We start from the raw sequence: 23442 nt of genomic DNA, 5'->3' as shown, positions 1-23442 counted from the left end.
CTATGGGGATGAGAGCGAGCGTCAGGCGAGGGAGGGGGTTGGTTTTCCTCTTTTTGCTCTCTTTTTTTGTGCCTGTTTAACTAGATATTTTGAATTTATCTAATGTTCGTTGTAAAATTGGCAATAGGTGATGAATTTGAGAACGGTTCAAAGTAATCGAAATGTCGTGTACGATTGCAAGTATCATGTTGTTTTTTGTCCCAAGTATCGACGAAAAGTGCTGGTTTCGCCTGTAAGTGATCGGCTGAAAGAGCTGTTCGTAGAAAAAGCAAGAGAGCTGGAAGTGACGATTTCCCGTATGGAAATCATGCCCGATCATGTGCATTTATTCATACAATGTGACCCTCAATTATGTGGTGTTCATCACGATCGGGACATCAACGCCGCCAAAAACATTCTGCAAGAAGGTTGAAGAGCCATCGCCGTGGGGCTCACGGTTTGAGCTTGGTCCATTTCTCCCGGTTGCGGGAGATTACCCAAGAATCCCCTGCCTTTAGGCGTGGGGAGTGGTCAATGGGAATGGCTTTCATCAGCATTCAACATGTCCAGCGCATTCAGCGCAAGAACAGGAGGGGGCCTCATGGCTTGGCAGCAGACGACACTCACTGAAAAATTGAAGATCGCTTATCCGATTATTCAAGCCGGAATGGCGGGAGGTGTGACCAGTCCGGAGTTGGTGGCGACCGTCTCGAATCGAGGCGGGTTGGGGACACTGGGGGCCGGTTATCTCTCGCCGGATGCCATGCGTGATGCGATACGGGAAATTCGCCAACAAACCGAACGGCCATTTGCGGTGAATTTAATGGTTCCTACGCTCTGCCATCCGGATGCTTCCATCGAACAGCGGATGAAAAAACACTTAAGAAAATTTGAGGAGGTTGTGGAAGCTCTGGCGGAAGAGGAAACAGGCGGATCTTCTTTCAGCTTTGAAGATCAAGTCCAGGTCGTCCTGGAAGAAAAAGTTCCCGTCTTTAGTTTCACCTTCGGCATTCCCGATTCAACGGTCATCCAGAAAATGCACGCCAATCAGACGGTTGTGATCGGAACAGCCACTACTGTAAGAGAAGCCATTGAGCTGGAGGAAAACGGGGTGGATGCAATCGTCGCCCAAGGGGGTGAAGCCGGTGGGCATCGGGGAACGTTTCAATCCTCCTCCGATTTTCCGTCGATCGGAACCATGGCCCTTGTACCGCAAATGGTGGATCGCGTGAATATTCCTGTGATCGCTTCCGGGGGAATCATGGACGGCAGAGGTATTTTGGCGAGTCTGTCCCTCGGAGCGGCAGGGGTTCAGATGGGGTCCGCTTTCTTGACGGCTCGGGAAAGCCGTGCTCATGAAAAGCACAAACAGGCACTGATTCAGAGCCATGATGAAAGTGCCGTGATCACCACCGCTTTTTCCGGGCGTCCGGCTCGCGGAATCAAAAATCGGTTTATTCAAGAGATGGAACACTACCCCGATTCCATTCCCCCGTATCCGGTCCAGAATGCTTTAACCAAAAAGATGCGAAAGCATGCCTCCAAACAAGGAAATACGGAGTACATGTCCTTATGGGGAGGACAGGCCGCCTCTCTCGCCCGTTTAGAGTCGGCTGACAAGTTTATGGAAGATCTGGTTCAACAAGTGGATCGATTGATTGAGAAACTTTCCAACAGTGGAGGGTAAGCCTATCATATAATCGAGAGATTGATGGAAACGGGCCGGCCGCGAATCCATCAACCGGTGAGCCGGGATCAAGTCCCGAATGGCGTCCATCGGATACTCGGCTCCACATCTTTAACGAAATCGGGCAGCTGAAGCCTTACGGACCAACTGATCGGCTTGCCGTGTTGTTTCCGGTAAACGATAACGGGGAGAGAGCTTTAAAATCCAGTCACAAGCGGTTGGTAGCGAAATGCGATGGCCGATCGAGACGAAAACTGGTTTGGTGTGATCCTGCGTCCGCAAAACGTGACCGATCACTTCCCTTTGATCCACGAGAGGGGAAGAGTCGCCTCTGTGGATCCCCGGTTCTACCGCTTCTCCAACCAATCTGGTTTTTCCGCAGCCAATCGTGGGTACTTCAAACAACACTCCCAGATGGCTGGCCAGGCCCAGTCGTCGGGGGTGTGCAACCCCGTGCCCGTCGCAAACGATTAAATCCGGCGAAAGGGTTAACTTTTTTAAAGCTTGAATGATCGGCGGTAGTTCTCTGAAGGAAAAAAGGCCGGGGATATAAGGAAATGATGGTATTCCTTCAGACACTGCAGTTTCAACGACACCGAATGAGTCGGCATCCAACACGACAGCGGCAGCCAATGGTTGATCGGAATGATTATCGTAAGCGACATCGACACCGGCGATGTATTGAATCTCATGGTTCCCTGGATCATGCCTGATCACTTTCGATGCCAAGTGTTGTTGCAGTTTCCATGCATCCGCTTCACGGATATCCCACGGATGGGTTATGACAGGTTCCATCACTGAGCCTCCTGTAATGCTTTTATGGAAATGGAAGGGGAAAAACCCGCAACCTTGGGGATCCCCGTGATATAACATCCGCCCTGCCCGATGGCAGGGCGGATGTTTTTTTGGTCGAGATCAGTTTCGGGAAAAGGTTAGGGTCTATTTTTCTTCCAGAAGTTCCTCCAAGACTTCTTCCATGACATTTAATCCTTCTTCCAGCTGTTCGTCTTGAATGACCAATGGACTCAACAACCGGATGACGTTGCCATACAGGCCGGCCCCCATGAGAATGACTCCGCGGCGGTTGCATTCCCGAAGAAAGCGGCCGGCGAGTTCTTTGTCCGGCTCTTGGTTCGGGCCTTTGACCCATTCAAAGGCACACATGGCTCCCATTCCCCGTACCCCGCCGATTTGCGGATGTTTTTCCTGCCACCGCCGGAAACGGGACACCACTTTTTCCCCGATCTCCCGGGCCCGATCGGGTAATTTTTCTTCTTCCATGACTTCGATCACTTTCAAAGCGGCTACACAACCGAGGGGACTTCCGCCGTATGTCCCCCCGATCTGCCCGGGTTCAGGGGCGTCCATAATTTCCGCCCGTCCCGTGACAGCGCTGATTGGCAGTCCTGCGGCAATCGATTTGGAAAGGGTCATCAGGTCAGGGGTGACATCAAAGTGTTCCATGCCAAACATCTTTCCGGTACGGCCGAACCCGGTCTGAACCTCGTCGGCGATGAACAGGATGCCGTGCTTTTTACAGATCCGTTTTAATCCCCGGACAAACATTGGAGAAGGGATGACAAACCCGCCTTCCCCTTGAACCGGTTCCATGATCACGGCGGCGATTTCTTCCGCCGGAGCCTCGCTGAGGAAAAACGCTTCGATTTCTTTCAGGTAGGCCTGATCCGTCTCTTCCGGGGAAAGACCTCCCGGAGAACGGTAATAGTAGGGATAAGGCAGTTTGTAAGTGTCTGGGGCAAAGGGACCGAAACCGAATTTATAGGGTTTCACCTTGCTGGTCAGAGACATGGTTAAGAGGGTTCGCCCGTGAAATCCCCGTTCAAAGGAGACGATCGCTTTCCGACCGGTATATTTGCGGGCGATTTTGACCGCATTTTCCACCGCTTCGGCACCGCTGTTCAGGAAAAAGGTCTTTTTGGGGTGAGATCCGGGCGTGATTTGGTTCAGTTTTTCCGCCAGCTCTACATAGGGTTCGTACATCATGACATGAAAACAGGGGTGGATGTAGCGGTCCAGTTGTTCTTTCAGCGCCTCTACCACTTGGGGTGGACGGTGACCCGCATTCAGGCTGCCGATGGCTCCGGCGAAGTCGATAAAAGTATTGCCGTCCACATCCGTCAGCAGCGCTCCTTCCCCCTTGGCGGCGAAGGCGGGTACGGTGTTGAAGGGGCCTCGCGGAACGTTGGCCTCCCTTTTCTCCAACAACCCTTGGGAAATCGGTCCCGGAATCGAGGTCTGAAGGTGGATGGAGTGTCGGTTCGTTTGGGTCATTTTGATCCTCCTTGGTTGTCAAAAGGTCGAAGAATGAACGGATCAGGTTAAGGCGACTGAAACGTACTTCGTCTCCAAGAACTCCTCGATTCCGTATTTTCCGCCTTCCCGTCCCAGGCCGCTTTCCTTGAATCCGCCAAAGGGTGCCTGAGCCGCAGAGGGCTTTCCGTCGTTGACGCCGACAATTCCGTATTCCAACCCTTCCGATACCCGGATCGCCCGGGACAAATCCCGGGTGTAGAGATACGCGGCCAGCCCGTAGGGGGTGGAATTGGCTTTGTGAAGCGCCTCTTTCTCCGTTTGGAAGGATTGGATCGGAGCGACCGGACCGAAGGTTTCCTCCTGCTGTACCAACATATCCTCTGTAGCTCCCGTCAACACCGTGGGTTCGTAATAGCAACCCCCCGGCAAGTCCAGGCGTTTTCCTCCGGTAACCACTTGTGCCCCTTTCTCTACTGCGTCCCGGACGTGGTGTTCCACTTTTTCCAAAGCCCGATCGTCGATGAGAGGGCCGATCTCAACTCCCTCTTCCATGCCGTTGCCTACTTTCAACTGACGGACGTGATCGGCCAGCTGTTTGGCGAAGGGTTCCCGGATCCGTTCATGCACGTAAATCCGGTTGGTGCAGACGCAGGTCTGCCCGGCATTCCGGAATTTGCTGGCCGCCACTTCCCGAGCGGCGGTTTCCAGGTCCGCATCCTCAAAGATCAGGAAGGGAGCGTGACCGCCCAGCTCCAGGCTGACGCGCTTCACAGTGTCCGCCGCTTGTTTCATCAGGAGCTTGCCTACTTCCGTGGACCCGGTGAAGGTGAGCTTTTGCACCCGGGTATCTCCCAACAGGGCGTCGCCGATCTCCTTCGGACGGGTACCGGTGATCAGGTTGAATGTTCCGGCCGGCAGTCCCGCCTCTTCAAACAGTTCCATCAGCATTCCCGCCGTGAGCGGTGTCTGTGCCGCCGGCTTTACTACGACTGTACAACCGGCGGCCAGCGCCGGGGCTACTTTTCTCGTGATCATCGCTGCGGGAAAGTTCCACGGAGTGATCGCCGCCACCACGCCCACCGGCTGTTTCAGCACCCAAATCCGCTTATGGGAGGCGGATGCGGGTATGGTTTCCCCATACACCCGTTTGGCCTCTTCCGCATACCACTCGATAAAATCCGCCGCGTACTGAACTTCTCCCCGGGCCTCCGCCAAGGGCTTTCCCTGTTCCAGGGTCATGCATTCCGCCAGCTCATCCCGGTGTTTCAGCATGGATTCATAGACGCGGTGCAGGACCTCGGCCCGTTCCTTCGCCGGACGGGCGGACCATTCCGGAAAAGCCCGGTGAGCGGCTTCGACGGCTTCTTTGACGTCTTCTTCGGATGCGTCCGCCGTCTCGCCCACTACTTCTCCCGTTGCGGGGTTCAAGACCTCAAAAGTGGAGCCGTTTTTGGACTCGGTCCATTTTCCATCGATGTACAATGGATATCGCTTCACATTCATCCTCCTTCCCATGTTCACCGTTGCCATTCATCCCCCCCGGAGGGGACATGTCAATAAATAAGCAAAATGGATGCCAACTGTGACAGCTCTTTGAGTCCCGCAGTATGGGCGATGACGTCTCGTTTTGCCCGGAATGGAATAGGCGGTATGCAAAAACGCATACATTCATCGCCGCAACCTTTCCGGCGAATGGCAGAAAGGTGATTCTCATTCCATTTTACAATGTGCCGGGATAAGGCCCAAGTGTCCGGCTTTCGGAATTTCCTTCATCCGCAAGCCGCTCATCCTGTTTCTATTTGTTCCGTTTTTTTCGATGTCGTTCTGTTTTTCTTGAGCAGAACGACGAGAACAGCGGTTACGATCATTCCGGCGGCGATGGAAAGGAGGAAAGCGCTCACATTTCCCACCGCATGAGGGATCGGCAGGACGAAAACTCCGCCGTGGGGCGCACGCAAAGTGCTTTCCATCCCCATTGCCAGAGCGCCTGTAACAGCCGATCCGGCAACGAGGGAAGGGATCACCCGAAAGGGATCCGCCGCGGCGAAGGGAATCGCTCCTTCTGTGACAAAGGAGAGGCCGAGAATGCCGGCGGCTTTCCCCGCTTCCCGTTCCTCCCGGGTAAACTTTTGCCGCGTTACCAACGTAGCCAGCCACAGTCCCAACGGTGGTGTCATGCCGGCGGCCATCACCGCCGCCATCGGGCCGTAGATATCACTACCCAACAGGCCCACACTAAAGGTATAAGCGGCTTTATTGACAGGCCCGCCCACGTCAAAAGCCATCATCGCTCCGAGCAGTAAACCCATCAACGCAGCATTGGTCGTTCCCAGTGACTGAAGCCAGGCTGTCAATACGTCCATCAGGATCTTTACCGGAGTACCGATCACGTAAATCATTAACAGTCCTACCACGAGTGTAGCAAAAAAGGGAATGATCAAGACGGGTTTCAAACCTTCCAGGGTTTTGGGCAACCGGATGAATGATTTCATGCTCTGGGCCAGATACCCGGCGAGGAATCCCGCCGCGATCCCGCCGAGAAATCCGGCTCCGGTACTGGAGGCCAACATACCTCCGACCAAGCCCGGCGCCAATCCCGCTTTGTCAGCGATCGAATAAGCGATAAAACCCGCCAGTACGGGCACCATCAGAGCGAAGGCGCTTTCCGCACCGATTTTCATCAGGTTGGCCGCAAGCGATCCTTCCTGTTCCGCCGCGTGAATGCCGAAGGTAAAGGATAAAGCGATAATCAGTCCTCCCGCCACCACCAGGGGAATCATGAAGGATACCCCGTTCATCAAGTGCTTGTAGGGACCGGTTCGTCGTCCTTCCGACGGTTCCGTTTGCACCGATGGCACCGCTTCTTCGTCCTCGGTCGATGTCTCTTGAGCCAGTGCCTGTTCGATCACTTCACCTCCGTTTTTGATCGATTCGCTTAGAGCGGCTTTCACAATGGGTTTTCCTTGAAAGCGGGCTTCTTCTGCATCTACGTCGGAGGAGAGGATGACCGCATGGGCCGTTCGGATCTCTTCGTCCGTTAGCCGGTTTTCCACTCCAGTGGCTCCCCGGGTCTCCACCTTGATCTCGATTCCTTTTTCCTTTGCCGCTTTTTGCAGGGATTCCGCCGCCATATACGTGTGCGCGATGCCGGTCGGACATCCCGTAACCGCTATCAATTGTTTCAAGATAATCTCTCCTTTGATTCATGATCCTGTTCGAGCGTTCGGGATGAAAGGTTCACGTGATCGGCTAGTGACCTTGCTTCATCATCCGTGCTGAATTGGGTTCCCTCTTTGGATGCGGTTACAGAACCCGCTGCGATGGAGAATCGGATGGTTTCATTCAGGGACCAGCCCCGGCATGCTCCCACCGCCAAGGCTGCCACCATGGTGTCTCCCGCTCCGACGGGATTGGAGACGGACACATCGGGAGGGATCGCTCGAATGGCCTCTTTTTCCGTGAAAAACCACGCTCCTTCGGCTCCCTGGGAGAGGGCGACGAGATGGATTCCCCGGTCCAGCAGTTCTTTACCCGCTGCGACTCGGTCGGCATCCTGCGGGAGACGACGTCCCAGACATCGTTCCAATTCCGCCAGGTTGGGCTTGACTGCATAGGGGATGCGGGCGATTCCCTCCTTCAGCGGGGATCCGTCGGCATCGAGAAATACCTTGACGTTTTGTTTCCTCGCCCGGTTGATCAAGGTGCCGTAGAAATCGGATGGTGCCCCCGGCGGAAGACTTCCCGCCAGCACGATCACTTCCGCTTCCCGAAGGGCCGCTTCATATATTTCCAACAAGTGTTCCACATCCTCATCAAAAACCCGGAAGCCTGGTTCGTTCAGATCCGTCACCCTTCCGGTATCTTCCTCGACCATTTTCAGATTGGTACGAGTCTCTCCTTTCACTTTGGCGAACTGGTGATCGATGCCCCGGGTGTCCAGCCGTTCCAGAAGGGATTGTCCCCGATGTCCTCCCACCCATCCAAGGGCCAAGGGGTTTTCTCCCCATTGTTTGAGCACCCGGGCTACGTTGATACCTTTTCCGCCCGGGTCGGACCGAGTCTCGGTGACGCGGTTTACTCGCCCCGGAGCAAAATGGGGAAGACGGATGGTTTTGTCGATTGCAGGATTTAATGTGACGGTGACGATACGTCGCATGGGAATGCCTACCTTTCAGGACAGAATAACGTTGACGCCTTTCTTTCGCACGCGCTCCAACACGTCCGAGGAAATGCCCTTGTCTGTGATCAGGATATCGATGGAAGACAGGGGACATACTTTGGCGAAAGCGGTTTGGTGTATTTTGCTGTGATCGCAAAGAAGGACGACCTCTTTTGCCGACCGGATCATGGCTTGTTTGACCTGGGCCTCCAATAAGTGAGGTGTGGTGACTCCCTCCTCGGGATGCAGCCCGTTGGCTCCCAGAAACAATTTGTCCACTTTCATCATCTCCAGAACCCGTTCCGCAGCAGGACCGACCAGGGACAGGGTTTCCCTCCTCACCGTCCCCCCCGTGCTGATCAGTTCCAGGGGTTCTGTGAATTGTAACTCCTGAAGAATTTGATGGGAATTGGTCACGACCGTCAACCGGGAATCCCGCTTCAACAGCCGGGCCAATTGGAGTGTCGTGGTCCCGGAATCCAGGAGAACGGTCTCCTTTTCCCGAATCAAGGTTACTGCTTTTTCCGCAATCCGCCGTTTTTCCTCGGCGAATCGATCCTTTTTCTCGTGAAAGCTCGGCTCCATCCCCACCTTTTCCCGGGTGATCGCGCCTCCATGGGTGCGATGTAACCGGTCCGCTTCTTCCAACTCTTTCAGGTCCCGGCGAACGGTTGCTACGGAAACCCTGAAGGTTTCACTAAGCTCCGAGACGGATGCCCGTCGGTGTTTGTTGACGTATTTCAAAATCTGTTGCTGCCTTTCTTCCGTAAACATCGAACTGCTCCTTTTCTTTTGTTTTTGATTATATATGATTGTGTTCGATTTTTTCAAGAATATTTTGTTGGTATGTGCTGCTAAGCTGTCTGAGGGGGAAGGATGATTGGCACAGAAATTGCTCCAAGAAAGGGGTGTATGATCCAATCCCAGGGTGAGGTGTCTCCAATGGCGGCAATTAAAGACAAATCCCATGATGGTGTTCCGATCGAGGGGATGGACGATGAACTGAATCCTTTGCGGTCCACCCAGATGGTGATTCAAGAGGCGTTGGATCGGTTGGGTTACCCGGAGTCATTTCATGAATTGCTGAAAGAACCGTTACGGACGTTGACGGTTCGCATTCCGGTCCGGATGGATAACGGGTCGGTGGAAGTGTTTACCGGGTATCGGTCGCAACACAATGATTCCGTCGGTCCGACCAAGGGCGGTGTTCGTTTTCATCCCGATGTAACGGAAGATGAAGTGAAGGCGTTGTCGATCTGGATGAGTATCAAAAGCGGAATTGCCAATCTCCCCTATGGCGGGGGAAAGGGGGGGATCATTTGTGATCCCCGAACCATGTCCTTAAATGAGTTGGAACGGTTGAGCCGAGGGTATGTTCGGGCCATCAGTCAGATTGTCGGTCCGGCTAAGGATATTCCCGCTCCGGATGTATTCACCAATTCACAGATCATGTCCTGGATGATGGATGAGTACAGCGAGATCCGCGAGTTTGAGTCGCCGGGATTTATTACGGGTAAACCCTTGGTCCTCGGCGGTTCCCACGGCCGAGAAACAGCAACCGCCAAAGGAGTGGGGATATGTATTCAAGAGGCGGCCAGACAGAAAGGTCTTTCCATGTCGAATGCCCGGGTGATCATTCAAGGGTTCGGGAATGCCGGAAGCTGCTTGGCCAAATTGATGTACGACGGCGGGGCCAAAGTGGTTGGAATCTCCGACGCGTATGGAGCGCTGTATGACCCCGACGGGCTGGATATCCATGACTTGCTGGATCGTCGGGACTCCTTCGGAACCGTCACCCAACGGTTTGAAGACACGATTACCAATGCGGAATTATTGGAGCAACCCTGCGATATTCTGGTTCCGGCTGCGATCGAGAATCAGATCACCGCTTCCAATGCCCGCAACATTCGCGCTCCGATCGTGGTTGAGGCGGCGAATGGACCCACGACATTGGAAGGTACCCGGATTCTCACCGATCGGGGGATTTTATTGGTCCCCGATGTATTAGCCAGTGCAGGCGGAGTGACGGTTTCTTATTTCGAATGGGTGCAAAACAATCAGGGTTATTACTGGTCGAAAGAGGATGTCGACCGAAAATTGAGGGAGGTACTCGTCGACGCCTTTGAAAGGGTTCATCACATGCATGTCCTGAGAAAAATGGATATGCGTTTGGCGGCTTATGTGGTGGGCATTCAAAAAATGGCCGAAGCCGTCCGCTTTCGTGGTTGGTTATGAGTTAAGAGGAAACCGCAACGGGGAGATGAGTATGGATCGATTGATTTTTATTGATTTTGAGGATATAGCCGACCGATGGTTGACTGAACGTGAGCGGAAGGTTTTGGAAGGTACTGAGATCTCTTTGTGCATGGACCCGGACAAATTCGCAAACTGATGGATTCACTGTATCGGGATGCTCGTGTTTTATCATTCATGCGGAGAAAGGAGGAGACAGATGGAGATTTTGTACGACGAAGCGGAGAAGGTTCACGCCCGACACATCTGTTTGATCACCGATGATCAGCGATATGATTTTTCCATTATGTATACGGAACAATTTCAAGGGAAAAGCATGGTTACTTGTTTGCAGACTGGAAACATGTGGCTGTTGTCCTGCGAAGATTTGGAGATGGGGAATGAATGGGCTTCCCGGATTCGCATTTTTTCGAAGGATGTGGGGATTCTTCGCACCTTTTTTCAAAACGCATTATCCTATCAACCCCTGGTTCCAGAGGCTTGATGTCGGTCTATTCAAATATGAATGGATCTATTCACATTTGCATAACAGTGAAGGGTTAGGGCCCGTCTGGTCAATCGTCGAAAGTAGCTGGACGCCGATTTCCAGCGTAGCGACGTTTGCCCCGACAACCTAGCGGAGTTTTCGGAGGACCGAACCGTTTAGCGGCCACACATGCCTTTCCTTTGGCCGCTGGTTCGGTCCGTAGAAAACGGAGCGGACGTCTTCACATCCGCGGGAGGGAAACCCGGCGCGAAGTCGGAAATCGGCTCCCGTACCCAGTGATCGTTAATGATCAGACACGCCCTAGAAGCGTTGTGAAAAAAGTCCGTTTTCGGGAGGGTGGGGTTCCACACGGAGTGCCTTTGGCTCGTCAGAACAACGAAACGGAGTGTGGAACCCCACCCCGACCCACCAAGGATGTGCTAAAATCACAACGCTTCTAGGAACCGATCAGGGTGAGGGGAAGTCGTTGGCATGCGATTTGCTTTTAAATTAAAAGGGTGAAAAAAGTGAGAGGAGGATGACAGAATGGCACAAGCATGCAAGATGTTCATCGATGGTCAATGGGTTGCTACCGCCTCCGGAGAAACACGGGAAATCATCAATCCCGCAGACGGGAAAGGGATCGGAACGGTAACGGAAGGCACCGCGGAAGATGTGAAAACAGCGGTGGCCGCGGCCAAAAGAGCCTTTTATGAAGACGGTTGGTGGGATACACCAGCGGCGGACCGGGCGCGTCTTCTGTACAGAGTGGCGGATCGCCTCGAGGAGCGGGCAGAGGAGTTTGCCAGGCTGGATACGATGGACAACGGCAAACCGCTCAGGGAAACAGAGGACGATGTGGCGGATACGATCAGTTGTTTCCGGTATTATGCCGGGTTGGCGACTAAACCTCACGGCCAAACCTATGAAGTCTCCGATCCGATGCAGTCGATGGTTGTACGGGAGCCGGTGGGGGTATGCAGCCAGATCATTCCCTGGAACTATCCGCTGATGATGGCCGCTTGGAAGCTGGCTCCGGCACTGGCGGCAGGGAACACGGTCGTTTTCAAACCTTCGGAACTAACTCCCCTCTCTGCAGTGAAGTTGTTTGAAATCTTCGAAGAGGCGGGCTTTCCCAAAGGAGTCACGAATCTGGTGTTGGGCCCCGGGCCTACCGTCGGAAACGAAATGGCTTCCAACCACGATGTGGATAAGGTTGCCTTCACCGGCGGGACGGTGACCGGGCGAAAGATCATGGAAGCTTCGATCGGGAACCTGAAAAAAGTTTCCCTGGAACTGGGCGGGAAATCGCCGAATATCGTTTTCTCCGACGCCGATTTCGAAACGGCTGTCGATTACGCCTTATTCGGTATTTTCGCCGGCCAGGGACAGATTTGCTCCGCCGGGTCCCGCTTGCTCCTGGAAGAGAGCATCTACGACAAATTCATGGACCGATTGGTAGAACGGGCGAAGAAAATCAAAGTGGGTCCCGGGCTGGACCCGGGGACCGAAATGGGGCCGCTGGTCTCTGAAGCCCACATGAACAAAGTGCTCGATTATATCCGCATCGGCCAAGAGGAAGGGGCCCGGCTCGCCTGCGGCGGGAAGCGCCTGCAGTCCAACGGATTGGATCAGGGATACTTCGTGGAACCGACGATTTTTGTCGATACCAAGCCGGATATGCGGATTGTTCAGGAAGAGATCTTCGGCCCTGTGCTGGCGGTACAGACATTCAAGGATGAGGAAGAGGCGATCCGGCTGGCCAATGATACGATTTACGGACTCGCCGGCAGTGTCTTTACCGAGGACGGTGCCAAGGCACAGCGGGTGATCCGCAAACTGCGGGCCGGGATTACCTGGATCAACTGTTATCACCCGACTTATAACGAAGCTCCCTGGGGCGGTTACAAACAGAGCGGAATCGGACGTGAATTGGGAACTTTCGGTTACAACGAGTACACCGAGGTCAAACAGATCAACGTCAACCTGCAAGTGGAACCTCTGGGATGGTATCAGGGATAATCTTTCAGCGATCGAAATACAGGAGGCCATATGTATGAGCAAGTATCAGCAAATTCATGATTATACGTCAAAAGTGCTGGATCTGATCAGTCAATCGGATATAACAGAGGAAGAGGCTCAGTGGATTACCACAGAGACCGTGAACGGATTCCGGGATCATGTCAATTCCGGTTTTCTGGATTATCGCAAATCGGTAACCAAAGACATGCAATACGCTTCGGTGGAGTGGAAGGACTCCGGCCCCAACTGCTTTGTCGATGTGAACGGCAAAGAATATATTGACTGTCTGGGCGGATTCGGGATCTATAACGTAGGGCACCGTCACCCGAAAGTGGTGCAAGCGGTGAAGAATCAAATGGATCGACAGGCCCTGCACAGCCAGGATCTCTTGGATCCACTGCGCGCCATGCTGGCCAAGGTGTTGGCTGATCTCACTCCCGGAGCTTTGAAATATGCCTACTTCGGTAACAGCGGGACGGAATCGATTGAAGCGGCGCTGAAGCTGGCCAAGATTTACCATCAGAAGAACGGCCGAAATACTTTTATCGCGGCAACCCGGGCATTCCACGGCAAGAGTCTGGGCTCCCTGTCGGGAACAGCGAAGGGTGAGTTCCGCAAGCCCTTCCTGCCCCTGGTTCACGGTTTCAGGCACGTGCCTCACAATGATATCGACATGCTCTACAAAACGATGCACACCTGTCGGATGGTGGGCGAAGATGTGGCCGCTGTCATTATGGAGCCGATCCAAGGGGAAGGCGGCGTCATCATTCCTTCCGATGACTATCTGAGCCAGGTGCGCCAGCTCTGTGACGATTATGGAGCCCTGTTAATCTTTGATGAAGTGCAGACGGGGATGGGGCGGACCGGTAAGATGTTCTGTGCGGACCACTATGGTGTCGTACCGGATATCCTGTGTCTCGGAAAGGCTTTCGGAGGAGGTATTATGCCGGCCAGCGCCACTGTCGCCACAGAAGAGGTTTTCTCCTCCTGGTTTGAAAACCCGTTTCTGCACACGACCACCTTTGGCGGCAACCCTTTGGCTTGTGCCGCCGCTCTGGCCAATATCAATGTCCTGATCGAAGAAGAATTGCCGGCGCGGGCGGAATCGATGGGTGAGTATATGCTGAAGGGCTTACAGGAAGCGATGAAAGGGCATGAAGATAAAGTCCTGGAAATCCGGGGCAAAGGCCTTCTTATCGGGATCGAGTTCGTCAATGACGAGATCGGTTTTGAAGTGTCCAAGGGGTTCTTTGATAACGGTGTCCTGGTTGCGGGAACATTGATTAACGCAAAAACGATCCGTATCGAACCGCCGCTCACGATTGAAAAGGAGCAGTGTGACAAGGTTTGCCATACATTCGCCCGCGTGTTGAGCGAGGTCGGAAAACCGGTCACCGCCAACTGACCGCGGGTGGATGGAAAAATGGTGATCCAAAGCCCGATTGTCAGTCCCTGTTGCGGTATCATCGAGAAAATCCTCTGTCACACTTCCGTCTTTCAGCCGAAGGATTCGCTGTTTTTGATCCGGACAACCGACGGGGAGTTGAGGAAAGTGACGGTGGATTACTCCGGTACAATCACCTCCTATGAGGTAAGACCGGGAGATGAAGTATTCACAGGGATGGTGCTCGCCTATTCGGAGGAGGACCTGACCGCCGCGGAAAACGAATAGACGGATCGATCCGACGGCAGAGGAGGGACAGGCGCCTCCTCTGCCTTTATTTGTGAATCGAAAGGTCGTTGACGTTGAATGAACCCTTCCGATAGAGTGAATGGGTGAAAACGATTTCCTCCTTTTTTTCGAATTTGATGGGAGGTCTGATTTCAGTGATATTTACGAAAGGAAATATTCGTCCCATTCATACAGTCGACTCCGACGCAACGGACGCTGAAGTGATTAATGTGCTGCAACGGCACAAAGAGCGGTTTCTGTTTATTCGGGATGACAAGGAGTTGCTCGGTTATATACGGGCGAAGGACATCAAAGAAGAAGGCGCCTCCTCAGACCTTTTCGCCGCTATGATTCCCCTTGACTCCGTCTATTCTGTCACCGGTGATCAAGAGGTTCCCGACTGGTTTCAGCTGATGGGGGAGGATGTGGTTTTGATCCGGGATAATGCGGGAAAAACCTGCGGTTATCTGCGCCGGGACGATATCCTGCTGGAATTGTTGCGGCAGGACGAATCCAACCATGTATTCCGGACGATCCTTTCCTCGATTCCGATGGGAATTTTCGTGGTCAACCAAAAGGGAGAGATTATTCATTACAACGATGCGGGCCTGCGCATGATCAAACGGGAGAAGGGTGAAGTGAAAAACCGGCAGGCCGGGGATATTTTCGAAACGGAAACCATCGAACGGGTCTTTTCGACTGGAGAAACCGTCCTCAACCAATTGCATGTGACGCCGAGCGTGGGCATTCTGGCGGATTACAGTCCCATTCTGGACGAAGACCAGGAAGTGAAGGGTCTGATCATCGTCGTACAGGATCTGCCCATGCTGGAACAGATGGCGATGGAACTGGATACGGTGAAGAATCTGAATAAAGATCTGAGGGCGATTCTGTCAACCGTTTACGATGAGATCCTGGTTGTCAACCCCGAAGGGGAACTGCTCCGGGTCAATGAAAGCCGGATCTCCGGTTTCTGGGAGGGGGATTTGAACCGGTTGATCGGAAAAAACCTGGTCGAACTGGAGAAGCAGGGTCTTTTTAAACCTTCCGTTGCCCGCATGGTATTGGAGAGGAAGAGAAAGGTTTCCGTGGTTCAGGAGACGCGACGCGGCCGAAAAGTATTGGCTGTCGGAAATCCCGTTTTTGATGAGAACGGGGAGCTGGACCGGATTGTGATCGCCTCCCGGGATATCACCGAAACCAGCCAACTCCGCAACGAGCTGAAGGAGATGAAGCGGCTGTCCGAGCAGTATAAAAAGGAGTTGAACCACCTTAAGACGAAGGAGAGCCTCAGCCGCAACATGATCTACTGCAGTCCCAAGATTGAGCGGATCATGAGAGATATTGAAAAAGTGGCCCAATATTCTTCAACGGTGCTGTTGACCGGGGAATCCGGGGTCGGAAAAGAAGTGTTTGCCAAAGCGATTCACCGGTTGGGACCCCGGTCGCAAAAACCTTTTCTCAAGATCAACTGCGGAGCCATCCCCGAAAACCTGCTGGAAAGCGAGTTGTTCGGGTATGAAAAGGGGGCCTTCACCGGTGCTGATCCGAAGGGGAAGACCGGTTACTTCCGGCAAGCGGATCAGGGGGTTCTCTTTTTGGATGAAATCGGAGAGTTGCCTTTATCACTGCAAGTAAAGCTGCTGAGAGTCTTGCAAGAGCGGGAGGTCACCCCGGTCGGCGGGATCCGATCGATCCCCGTGGACGTGCAGATCGTGGCGGCGACCAACCGCAACTTGGAACAGATGGTGGAGGAAGGGGATTTCCGGGAGGACCTCTTTTATCGGTTGAGTGTCATCCCGCTCCATGTGCCGCCGTTGCGTGAACGACCGGAAGACGTCCCGCCTCTCGCCTACCATTTCCTTCAAAATTGGAATCAGCAGTATGAATGTCATATTCAATTGGCTCCCGATGCTCTGAATTTGCTGGAAGCCTATCCGTGGCCGGGAAATGTGAGAGAACTGCAAAATGTGATTGAACGAGCCGCCGTTACGACCGATAAGGAAATGATTGCGGCGGATCACATCTTTCACCTTCTGCAATGGAAAAAGCCGTCAGTGAAGCGAAAGCCGATGATTACCAATGTCATGCCTCTGCAGGAGACATTGAATGAAGTGGAAGAACAATTGATCCTGCTGGCGATGGAACGGTACAAGACGACGACCCGGGCGGCGAAGATGCTGGGGGTCAGCCAATCTTCGGTCAGCCGTAAATATCAAAAAATTCTCCAGAAAGAGGCTGCCCGAAAGGAAGAGGGTGCCCGCTTCTGATGATCGGGTTCTTTCGGATCCCCATCGAAACCGGCTCCCTGTAAGTCAGGGAGCCGGTTGGTGTTTCAATCTATTCGATTAGGGATTGTATTACCGATATTTAACCACCCGCGGTTTCTTCAAATTGAAATTGGGGCGGTTGTTGGCGGAAAAATCGGGTGAGATATAAAAGATAAGCGAATCCGATTCCCACCCAAATCAAGCCGAGCATCATGGCCTTGAAATCCAAGCTATACCACAGGTAGACATTAAATGCTAAACCGATCAGCGGAGATCCGATGGAACTCCATACGGATAAAAGGGAGTTCGTTCGTTCTTTTCTGAAATAATGGACGATTACGGACAGGTTCACAAAAGAGAAAGCTGTAAAGGCTCCGAAATTGATAAAGGAAGTCGCCGTTGTCAAGTCGAGGAATAAAGCCGAGAGTGCCAACACACCCAAAAAAACAATATTGAAAATGGGTGTCTTTAACCGGGGATGTATAGACCCAAACCACCGTTGAGGTATCACACGATCCCGTCCCATTGCGTACAAAAGACGGGATGCACTGGTTTGTGCGGCCAAACCGGAGGCGACCACGGATACAAGGGCCCCGCTTAAGAAAACGGACTGAAAAAGGTTCCCGCCGATCAACAGGGCGATCTCCGGCGATGCTCCCGAAATATTTTCTAATCGTGATACATCCGGAATTAATGATTGCATGGCATACGTAACCGTTGTAAAAAAGACTCCCCCGATGATCGCGATCAGGAGGATCCCCGCCGGAACGCTTTTCTTCGGTTCGACGGCTTCCTCTGAAAGAGTGGTGACTGCATCAAAGCCGAGAAAAGACAAGGCCAGAATCGACGCACCGCTAAATACTGCAGATACTGACAGGGAGTCCGAATAAAAGGGAGTGAAGGAAAATTCGCCGGTTTCACCGGAAACGACGGCTCGTACGGTTAAAAGGACAAAGATGACGGCAACCAATAATTGAAACAGGACCATGAGTATATTAGCGGAAACCGCTATTTTCACACCCAGGATATTCATCATCGTGATGAATACAATCAGTCCGACGACCCAGATCCAACCGGGAACATTCGGAAATCCCGAAGAAAGATAAATATGGGCGAGTAATGCGTTAATCATCGGCAGAAAAAGATAGTCGAGCAAAGAGGCCCAACCTACGAGAAAACCGAGACCCGAATGCATCGTTTGTCTCGTGTAGGTGTACGCAGATCCGGCTGCAGGATACACCTTCACCATTTTACCGTAACTGAAGGCTGTAAACAGGATGGCAGCAGTAATCAACAGATAAGACACAGGAACATGCCCCTGTGTAGCTTCGGAAACGATGCCGAAAGTATCGAAGACCGCGAACGGTGACATGTAAGCCAACCCGAGGAAAACAATATGTTTTCGCTTTAACGAGCGTTCCAGTTGGCTGTGAGCTTGTTCCACGACCGTAGCCCCCCCCCTTGATTGGAAAGCGATGAAGAGAGATCGCATCTCGGATTTCCCGACGGCTATCGCAGGACCCGTTTCATGAGTTCACCGTAGCTGTCCGGCCTCCGGTCCCGATGGAATTGGAGAATATTGCGCGCTTTTTTGATTTCTGACAAGTCGATTTCCGCCATAATGATTTCGTCTTCTTTCGTTTCCGCTTCTTTGATGACGGTGCCCCAAGGGTCACTGATAAAACTGCGTCCGTAAAATTCCATGTGGCCTTCATCGCTTTCCTCACGACCGACCCGGTTGACGGCGGCAATAAACATATTGTTGTGAATACCGTGGGCACGAATGGCATTCATCCATGATTGGGATGTATCCAGTTCCGGGTGATCCGGTTCTGAACCGATCGCGGAAGGGTAAAAAACCACATCAGCCCCTTTCAAAGCCAGAATCCGTGAAGGTTCCGGGAACCACTCATCCCAACAAATCAGCACGCCGATGGTACCGAATTGGGTTTCAAAAACAGGATAGCCGGTGTCTCCCTCTGTAAAATAGTATTTTTCGATATACTGCGGACCCTCCGGAATATGATGCTTGCGATATTTTCCGAGGTTGGTGCCGTCGGCGTCAAAAACGACGATCGTATTAAAATAAAGGCCGTCCATGGCATATTCATATAAGGAAGGGATGAGGACTACACCGAGTTCTTGGCGAGGCTCTGCATCCGTTTTGTGATCGGACCGGGAATGGGTTCGGCCCATTCATATTTTTTCGCATCCATCGTTTGCGGAAAATAGATTCCGCTGAACAACTCCTGCGTACAAATTACTTGTGCTCCTTGTTTTGCCGCTTTTCGTATCATTTTTACCGCTTTGTCCATGTTGGCTTCACGGTCCTTGGAACAGCTGTGCTGGATGCATGCGATGTTTATTTTTCCTTTGTTCATGGTTTTCATCCTTTCCATTCATTTAAGGTTGCGGTTGTTGTTGAGTGATGCAATGGATATTGCCCCCGCCCAGAGCGATTTCCCGGGTATGGACCTGAACGACTTCCCTGTCGGGAAAGAGCGATTGCATCTGTTCCCGAACCGGCTGATCACACGGATCATCAAATGCAGGGATGATAACGCCTCCATTGCACAGATAACAGTTGACATACGTGCTGGCCAGTTTCATTCCGGGAGTCCGTCCGTAACTGCCGTGTGCGATATCGATCCCGTCGCTGTCTGTAGGGGTTACTTCGATTTGCGTTGGAATCTGAACTTTGTGGATCTCCAACGGCCTTCCCTTGGCGTCGACGGCGTTTTTCAACCGTTGATACGCATTGTTTAAGACTCGATACTGCGGGTCGTTTTCATCGTCGGTCCAACTCATGGCCACCACTCCGGGGCGAACGAAAAAAACCAATTCGTCCACATGCCCATCCGTCTCGTCGTTCAACATTCCGTCTTTCAACCAAATGACGGTTTTTACATTTAGATAGTCTTTTAATTTTTGCTCGATTTCCTCTTTGGAAAGATGAGGGTTCCGATTAGGATTGAGAAGGCATTGTTCCGTCGTAATCACTGTTCCCTCTCCGTCGACGGTAATCGATCCGCCTTCCAGAATAAAATCCCGGGCATCGTAGCGGTGGATTCCCTCGATTTCCATCACTTTTTGTTTTACGTAAGTGTCCATGTGCCACGGGAAATAAAGTCCTTTCTCCAAACCCCCCCAGGCGTTGAAAGCCCAGTCGATTCCGCGAATGTCTCCCTGATCGTTTTTGACGAAGGTGGGTCCGATATCTCTCATCCAAGCATCATTGGATGAGATTTCGACCACCCGGATCGTCTCGGGAAGAATTTCCCGAACGTGTTCATATTGGACGGCGGAAACGCATAATGTAACCGGTTCAAATTTTGAAATGGCGATGGCTACATCGGTGAATGCTTTTTGAGCCGGTTTTGCTCCGAGTCTCCAGGTATCGGTCCTCTCCGGCCAGAGCATCCAGGTCCCCTGGTGAGGTTCAAACTCCCCGGGCATCCGGTAGCCGTCTTTCTTGGGTGTCCCGTTCATCGTTTTTGACATTTCCGCACCTCCGTGACAGTGAAAATCGGCGATATCATTTTTGCGTTTCCATCCATAGATCATGCAAAAATGATTCCATTTTGAAAAGCCCGCTTCTCTTTTTCTCTTTTTTAGTAGAAGTATTTCTTCCCCTATCATAAACACTACGGGGCGGCGCTCAAGCCTCTTTTATTTTCCTATATAACGTTTGCGATCTTCCCAATCAACTTCATCCATCCGATCGCTGTCGGTTGTATGCAAATACGCATGTCATTACCCGAAAATGCATAGACCGAACAATAGTTTGGGGGTATAGCCCGGCTATACCCCCATCGGCTGTACAGGTTTTTATGGGAACCGTTTCAGATCAAACCTTCGTTTTTGATCTCGTCGGTGCTTTTATCAAGGGAATATTGAGGCGGAGGTGTCCGAAACATACGGGTCAGATACAGGAGGTAGATGATACCGATGGCTGACCAGGTCAGGCCGATCATCAGTGCACTGGCCTTTAGGTTGAACCACAATACGGTAATAAAGAAGGCACCGATCAGAGGAATCAAAACATATTGGAAAAACCCTCGGATCGTTTGATGCATTCGATGTCGAACAGCATAATGGGCGATTACGGACAGGTGAACGAATGAAAAAGCGATCAGTGCACCAAAGTTAATTAACGCAAAGGCGATTTCCAAGTTGATAAAAATAGCGACGAGGGAGATTGCACCGACCAATATCACGTTAAAGGCGGGGGATCCCCACTTGGGATGGACATAGCTGAACTGTCTTTTGGGTAAGACACCATCCCGTCCCATCGCGTACAAGAGGCGTGATACACTGGTATGGGAAGCGATTCCGGAGGCGATGGTGCCCATAAAGGTACCGGCGAGAAAGATCGATTGAAACAGTTTACCCCCTGTATAGAGGGCGATTTCGGGTGAAGGAGCCTCCGGGTTATGGAATGGGGATAAGTCCGGGAAAAGGGCCTGAGTAAAATAAGAGACCGTGATAAATATCATTCCGCCGAGGAGAGCGGTCAGGAAAATTCCCCGGGGAATATTTTTTTTGGCTTCCCTGGTTTCTTCCGATAGAGTTGTGATCGCATCAAAGCCGAGAAAAGAAAAACAGAGAACGGTAGCACCTGCAACCAGAGAGGAAAATTTCATATCCGGGGAAAAGAAGGGTTGAATGGTGAAGACTTCGCCGTAACCCGTTCCATGTGTCAAATCTCGGGCGGCCAGGAGAACGAAGAAGACCATGACTAAAATCTGAAACAGGACAAAGATGGTATTAAAATTGGCCACTTTTGTTACATTAAGCAAGTTGATCGTAGTGACGCCGGCGACGAATAGGATCACCCAGAGCCAGGTCGGCACCCCGGGAAAGATAGCGGCTAAATAGATTTTGGTCAGCAGAGCGTTAACCATCGGCAAAAAGATGTAGTCGAGCAGAGAGGACCAGCCAACGAGAAATCCGAGATGCGGGCTGATCGTCTTTTGCGTGTAGGTGTAAGCGGACCCGGAATCGGGGATGACTTGTACCATTTTTCCGTAGCTGTAGGCAGTGAACAACATGGCGATCAGCGCCAGAATATAGGCTGTGGGAACAAAGCCTCCGGTGTCGCCGGAAACGATCCCGAAGCTGTCATAGACGGTCATGGGTGTCAAATACCCTAATCCGAGAATGACCACTTGCCACAATTTTAATGAACCTTTCAGTTTTCCCGTTTCATTCACGGCTATACCCCCTTCGTCATTCTGTTGGGATTATTCAAGCAATTATTATGCCTATTTAGAAGGAGGTTTATAAAAGTCCGATTCACCCATTCCGGACCGACACAGCGAACAAAAAATCCCGCAGAGCGCTCGCATGGGCTCTGCGGGGGAAGTCATCGACCGGAACCGTTCATGGTTCCTAACGTCAGTTCGTAGAAAATATGGAACTGAAGAAATCGCTCAACCAAGCGAAAAACTTATCGAAAAAACCTTGGGCTTGTTCGGTGTCAAACGCCTTGTTCAGGTCTTCTTTCAGCCTGTTGAGCTGATCGCCGAAGGAACCCCAATCAATGTTGAGCTGGGAGAACTTATACATGACGTTGGTGATGTTTTGGGTGTCCTGGTTGTTCAAGTTGATGTTCAGATCCCCGGCGACATTGATGACGATCTCGCGGACTTCTTCTTTGTTCTCAGGTTGTTTTTTGGCGATTTCATCCTTGACTTGGGTCATGAAATCAGCGGCTTTCTCTTGGTCACCGATTTTTTGGCCCAGTTCAGAGGTGCGGGCCATTTCCTCATTGGCCACTTCCCTCTGTTCCTGGCTGATGCTCTGGTCGGAGGCTTTTTCGAAAGCCATCATGATTCCGGTCAGGGCGGCCGTACCGGTGACCGGCTTCGGGGAAGTGACATACACCTGAGCATCCTTGACACCGGCTGTGAGCAGAGCGTTGGCATACATTTGCTCAGTGACCCGGGTCACGTTGGTCGCTTGTACCTGGATGCCGTTTCCCGATTCCGTCAGCGTGATTCGGGCGGAGGAGTAGGCTTTGTTGTCCCCGGAAGCGGGTGCGTTTCCCGACTTTTTACCGTGAAGGTATTCACGGATGTCGGCGATGCTTACATTGATGGTTTCGACGTTGGAGTCCACGTTCATCTCCTGCAGGATCGACTCCCGTTGATCCGGGGTCAGATCCGCCCCCAGAGTAACAACCGTCTCGCCGGATACCGCATCGGCGGAAGCCCCTTGCGGTGCGACGGCCGCGAACAGCAGAATCCCGATGAGAGCGAATAAGCTCCATTTTTTCATACTCATTCAGAAAACCCCCTTTTTCCTTTTCCGATAACGAGGCTGGTATCCGGGAAGTTTCTCACGGATCCGGATCATCTCCGGAAATGAATGGATTTTCCTATCCGTTTCTGCCCTTTCTATTTTACAGGTAGAGTGACGGAATGGGAATCATTCGTATGGATATTTTAAGTTCCATTGCAAACAGCTTCTCACCAATCGACTGGTTGATAGTCTTTGAAAAAGACTCCATTTGCCGGCCTTTCCGCGTCAGATCGAGCGATTCGCTGGGACATAGATAAATGATTAAAGGTGTGGTGCGGTTATCATTCTAAAAGCTATCCGTAGCCAGTTCTATGTTGTTTTCTTTTTTGGATTAGTGAAAGGCAACCACACCTTAAA

17 protein-coding genes and 2 pseudogenes are annotated in these 23442 nt (G+C 52.1%); 8 read left to right on the top strand and 11 right to left on the bottom strand.

Going from position 1 to position 23442, the window contains the following annotated elements; genetic code table 11:
• Positions 1–130: 130 nt before the first annotated feature.
• Together tnpA and CHM34_RS04710 are read left to right on the top strand one after the other, a co-directional pair.
• Positions 131–364, top strand: a pseudogene (gene tnpA / locus CHM34_RS04715) (IS200/IS605 family transposase); the annotation flags it as partial.
• Between the two features lie 216 nt (positions 365–580).
• On the top strand, positions 581–1666 hold the full coding sequence (locus CHM34_RS04710) for an NAD(P)H-dependent flavin oxidoreductase (RefSeq protein WP_094263418.1): 1086 nt from the start codon (positions 581–583) through the stop codon (positions 1664–1666).
• Positions 1667–1777: 111 nt separating this feature from the next.
• On the opposite strand, the gene nfi is transcribed toward CHM34_RS04710, so the two are convergent.
• The 6 genes from nfi to CHM34_RS04680 all read right to left on the bottom strand — a co-directional run bounded on the left by nfi (position 1778) and on the right by CHM34_RS04680 (position 8873).
• Positions 1778–2461, bottom strand: a complete 684-nt coding sequence (nfi, locus tag CHM34_RS04705) for a deoxyribonuclease V (RefSeq protein ID WP_094263417.1) — start codon at positions 2459–2461, stop codon at positions 1778–1780.
• A 144-nt stretch (positions 2462–2605) separates the two neighbouring features.
• Positions 2606–3958 (bottom strand): 4-aminobutyrate--2-oxoglutarate transaminase, encoded by a 1353-nt coding sequence (gabT, locus tag CHM34_RS04700; RefSeq protein ID WP_094263416.1) that lies wholly within the window; start codon positions 3956–3958, stop codon positions 2606–2608.
• A 42-nt stretch (positions 3959–4000) separates the two neighbouring features.
• Positions 4001–5437 carry an NAD-dependent succinate-semialdehyde dehydrogenase gene (locus CHM34_RS04695; RefSeq protein WP_094263415.1) on the bottom strand — a complete coding sequence of 479 codons (1437 nt, stop codon included), beginning with the start codon at positions 5435–5437 and terminating at the stop codon, positions 4001–4003.
• Between the two features lie 287 nt (positions 5438–5724).
• Positions 5725–7125 carry a PTS fructose transporter subunit IIC gene (locus CHM34_RS04690; protein WP_094263414.1) on the bottom strand — a complete coding sequence of 467 codons (1401 nt, stop codon included), beginning with the start codon at positions 7123–7125 and terminating at the stop codon, positions 5725–5727.
• Positions 7122–8096: a 1-phosphofructokinase gene (gene pfkB / locus CHM34_RS04685; protein WP_094263413.1), complete on the bottom strand. Its 975-nt coding sequence runs from the start codon at positions 8094–8096 to the stop codon at positions 7122–7124. The genes CHM34_RS04690 and pfkB overlap by 4 nt, the downstream gene beginning before the upstream one ends.
• A gap of 15 nt (positions 8097–8111) precedes the next feature.
• A complete protein-coding gene (locus tag CHM34_RS04680) occupies positions 8112–8873 on the bottom strand; it encodes a DeoR/GlpR family DNA-binding transcription regulator (protein WP_094263412.1) in 762 nt (253 codons plus the stop codon).
• Between the two features lie 216 nt (positions 8874–9089).
• On the opposite strand from CHM34_RS04680, the gene CHM34_RS04675 reads away from it, so the two are divergent.
• The 6 genes from CHM34_RS04675 (at position 9090) to CHM34_RS04650 (ending at position 16782) form a co-directional block, all read left to right on the top strand.
• A complete protein-coding gene (locus tag CHM34_RS04675; protein ID WP_240511887.1) occupies positions 9090–10334 on the top strand; it encodes a Glu/Leu/Phe/Val family dehydrogenase in 1245 nt (414 codons plus the stop codon).
• A gap of 217 nt (positions 10335–10551) precedes the next feature.
• On the top strand, positions 10552–10836 hold the full coding sequence (locus tag CHM34_RS04670) for an SAV0927 family protein (RefSeq protein WP_169713588.1): 285 nt from the start codon (positions 10552–10554) through the stop codon (positions 10834–10836).
• 528 nt (positions 10837–11364) lie between these two features.
• Positions 11365–12840: an aldehyde dehydrogenase family protein gene (locus CHM34_RS04665; protein ID WP_094263410.1), complete on the top strand. Its 1476-nt coding sequence runs from the start codon at positions 11365–11367 to the stop codon at positions 12838–12840.
• A 34-nt stretch (positions 12841–12874) separates the two neighbouring features.
• Positions 12875–14245 carry a putrescine aminotransferase gene (locus tag CHM34_RS04660; protein WP_094263409.1) on the top strand — a complete coding sequence of 457 codons (1371 nt, stop codon included), beginning with the start codon at positions 12875–12877 and terminating at the stop codon, positions 14243–14245.
• Positions 14246–14263: 18 nt separating this feature from the next.
• On the top strand, positions 14264–14512 hold the full coding sequence (locus CHM34_RS04655) for a biotin/lipoyl attachment domain-containing protein (RefSeq protein ID WP_094263408.1): 249 nt from the start codon (positions 14264–14266) through the stop codon (positions 14510–14512).
• Positions 14513–14658: 146 nt separating this feature from the next.
• Positions 14659–16782 carry a sigma 54-interacting transcriptional regulator gene (locus CHM34_RS04650; RefSeq protein ID WP_094263537.1) on the top strand — a complete coding sequence of 708 codons (2124 nt, stop codon included), beginning with the start codon at positions 14659–14661 and terminating at the stop codon, positions 16780–16782.
• A 100-nt stretch (positions 16783–16882) separates the two neighbouring features.
• Here CHM34_RS04650 and CHM34_RS04645 read toward each other — a convergent pair whose 3' ends face one another.
• From CHM34_RS04645 to CHM34_RS04625, 5 genes and pseudogenes are all read right to left on the bottom strand, one after another.
• The gene (locus CHM34_RS04645) at positions 16883–18226 is read right to left on the bottom strand and encodes an APC family permease (RefSeq protein ID WP_240511867.1); all 1344 of its coding nucleotides are present in this window, start codon (positions 18224–18226) and stop codon (positions 16883–16885) included.
• Positions 18227–18291: 65 nt separating this feature from the next.
• Positions 18292–19097 (bottom strand): annotated as a pseudogene (locus tag CHM34_RS04640) (carbon-nitrogen hydrolase).
• A gap of 88 nt (positions 19098–19185) precedes the next feature.
• Positions 19186–20283 carry an agmatine deiminase gene (aguA, locus tag CHM34_RS04635; RefSeq protein ID WP_094263536.1) on the bottom strand — a complete coding sequence of 366 codons (1098 nt, stop codon included), beginning with the start codon at positions 20281–20283 and terminating at the stop codon, positions 19186–19188.
• A 341-nt stretch (positions 20284–20624) separates the two neighbouring features.
• Positions 20625–21995, bottom strand: coding sequence for an APC family permease (locus CHM34_RS04630; RefSeq protein ID WP_094263406.1), 1371 nt, complete (start codon positions 21993–21995; stop codon positions 20625–20627).
• 184 nt (positions 21996–22179) lie between these two features.
• Entirely contained in the window at positions 22180–23067 is an 888-nt protein-coding gene (locus CHM34_RS04625) for a DUF1002 domain-containing protein (protein ID WP_094263405.1), read from the bottom strand.
• Between the last annotated feature and the right edge of the window lie 375 nt (positions 23068–23442).

The sequence above is a fragment of the Paludifilum halophilum genome, from assembly GCF_002245355.1.
In the GTDB taxonomy this organism is placed as follows: domain Bacteria; phylum Bacillota; class Bacilli; order Thermoactinomycetales; family DSM-45169; genus Paludifilum; species Paludifilum halophilum.
Note: the sequence above shows the minus strand (reverse complement) of the source record. Positions and strands in the feature narration are given on the sequence as shown.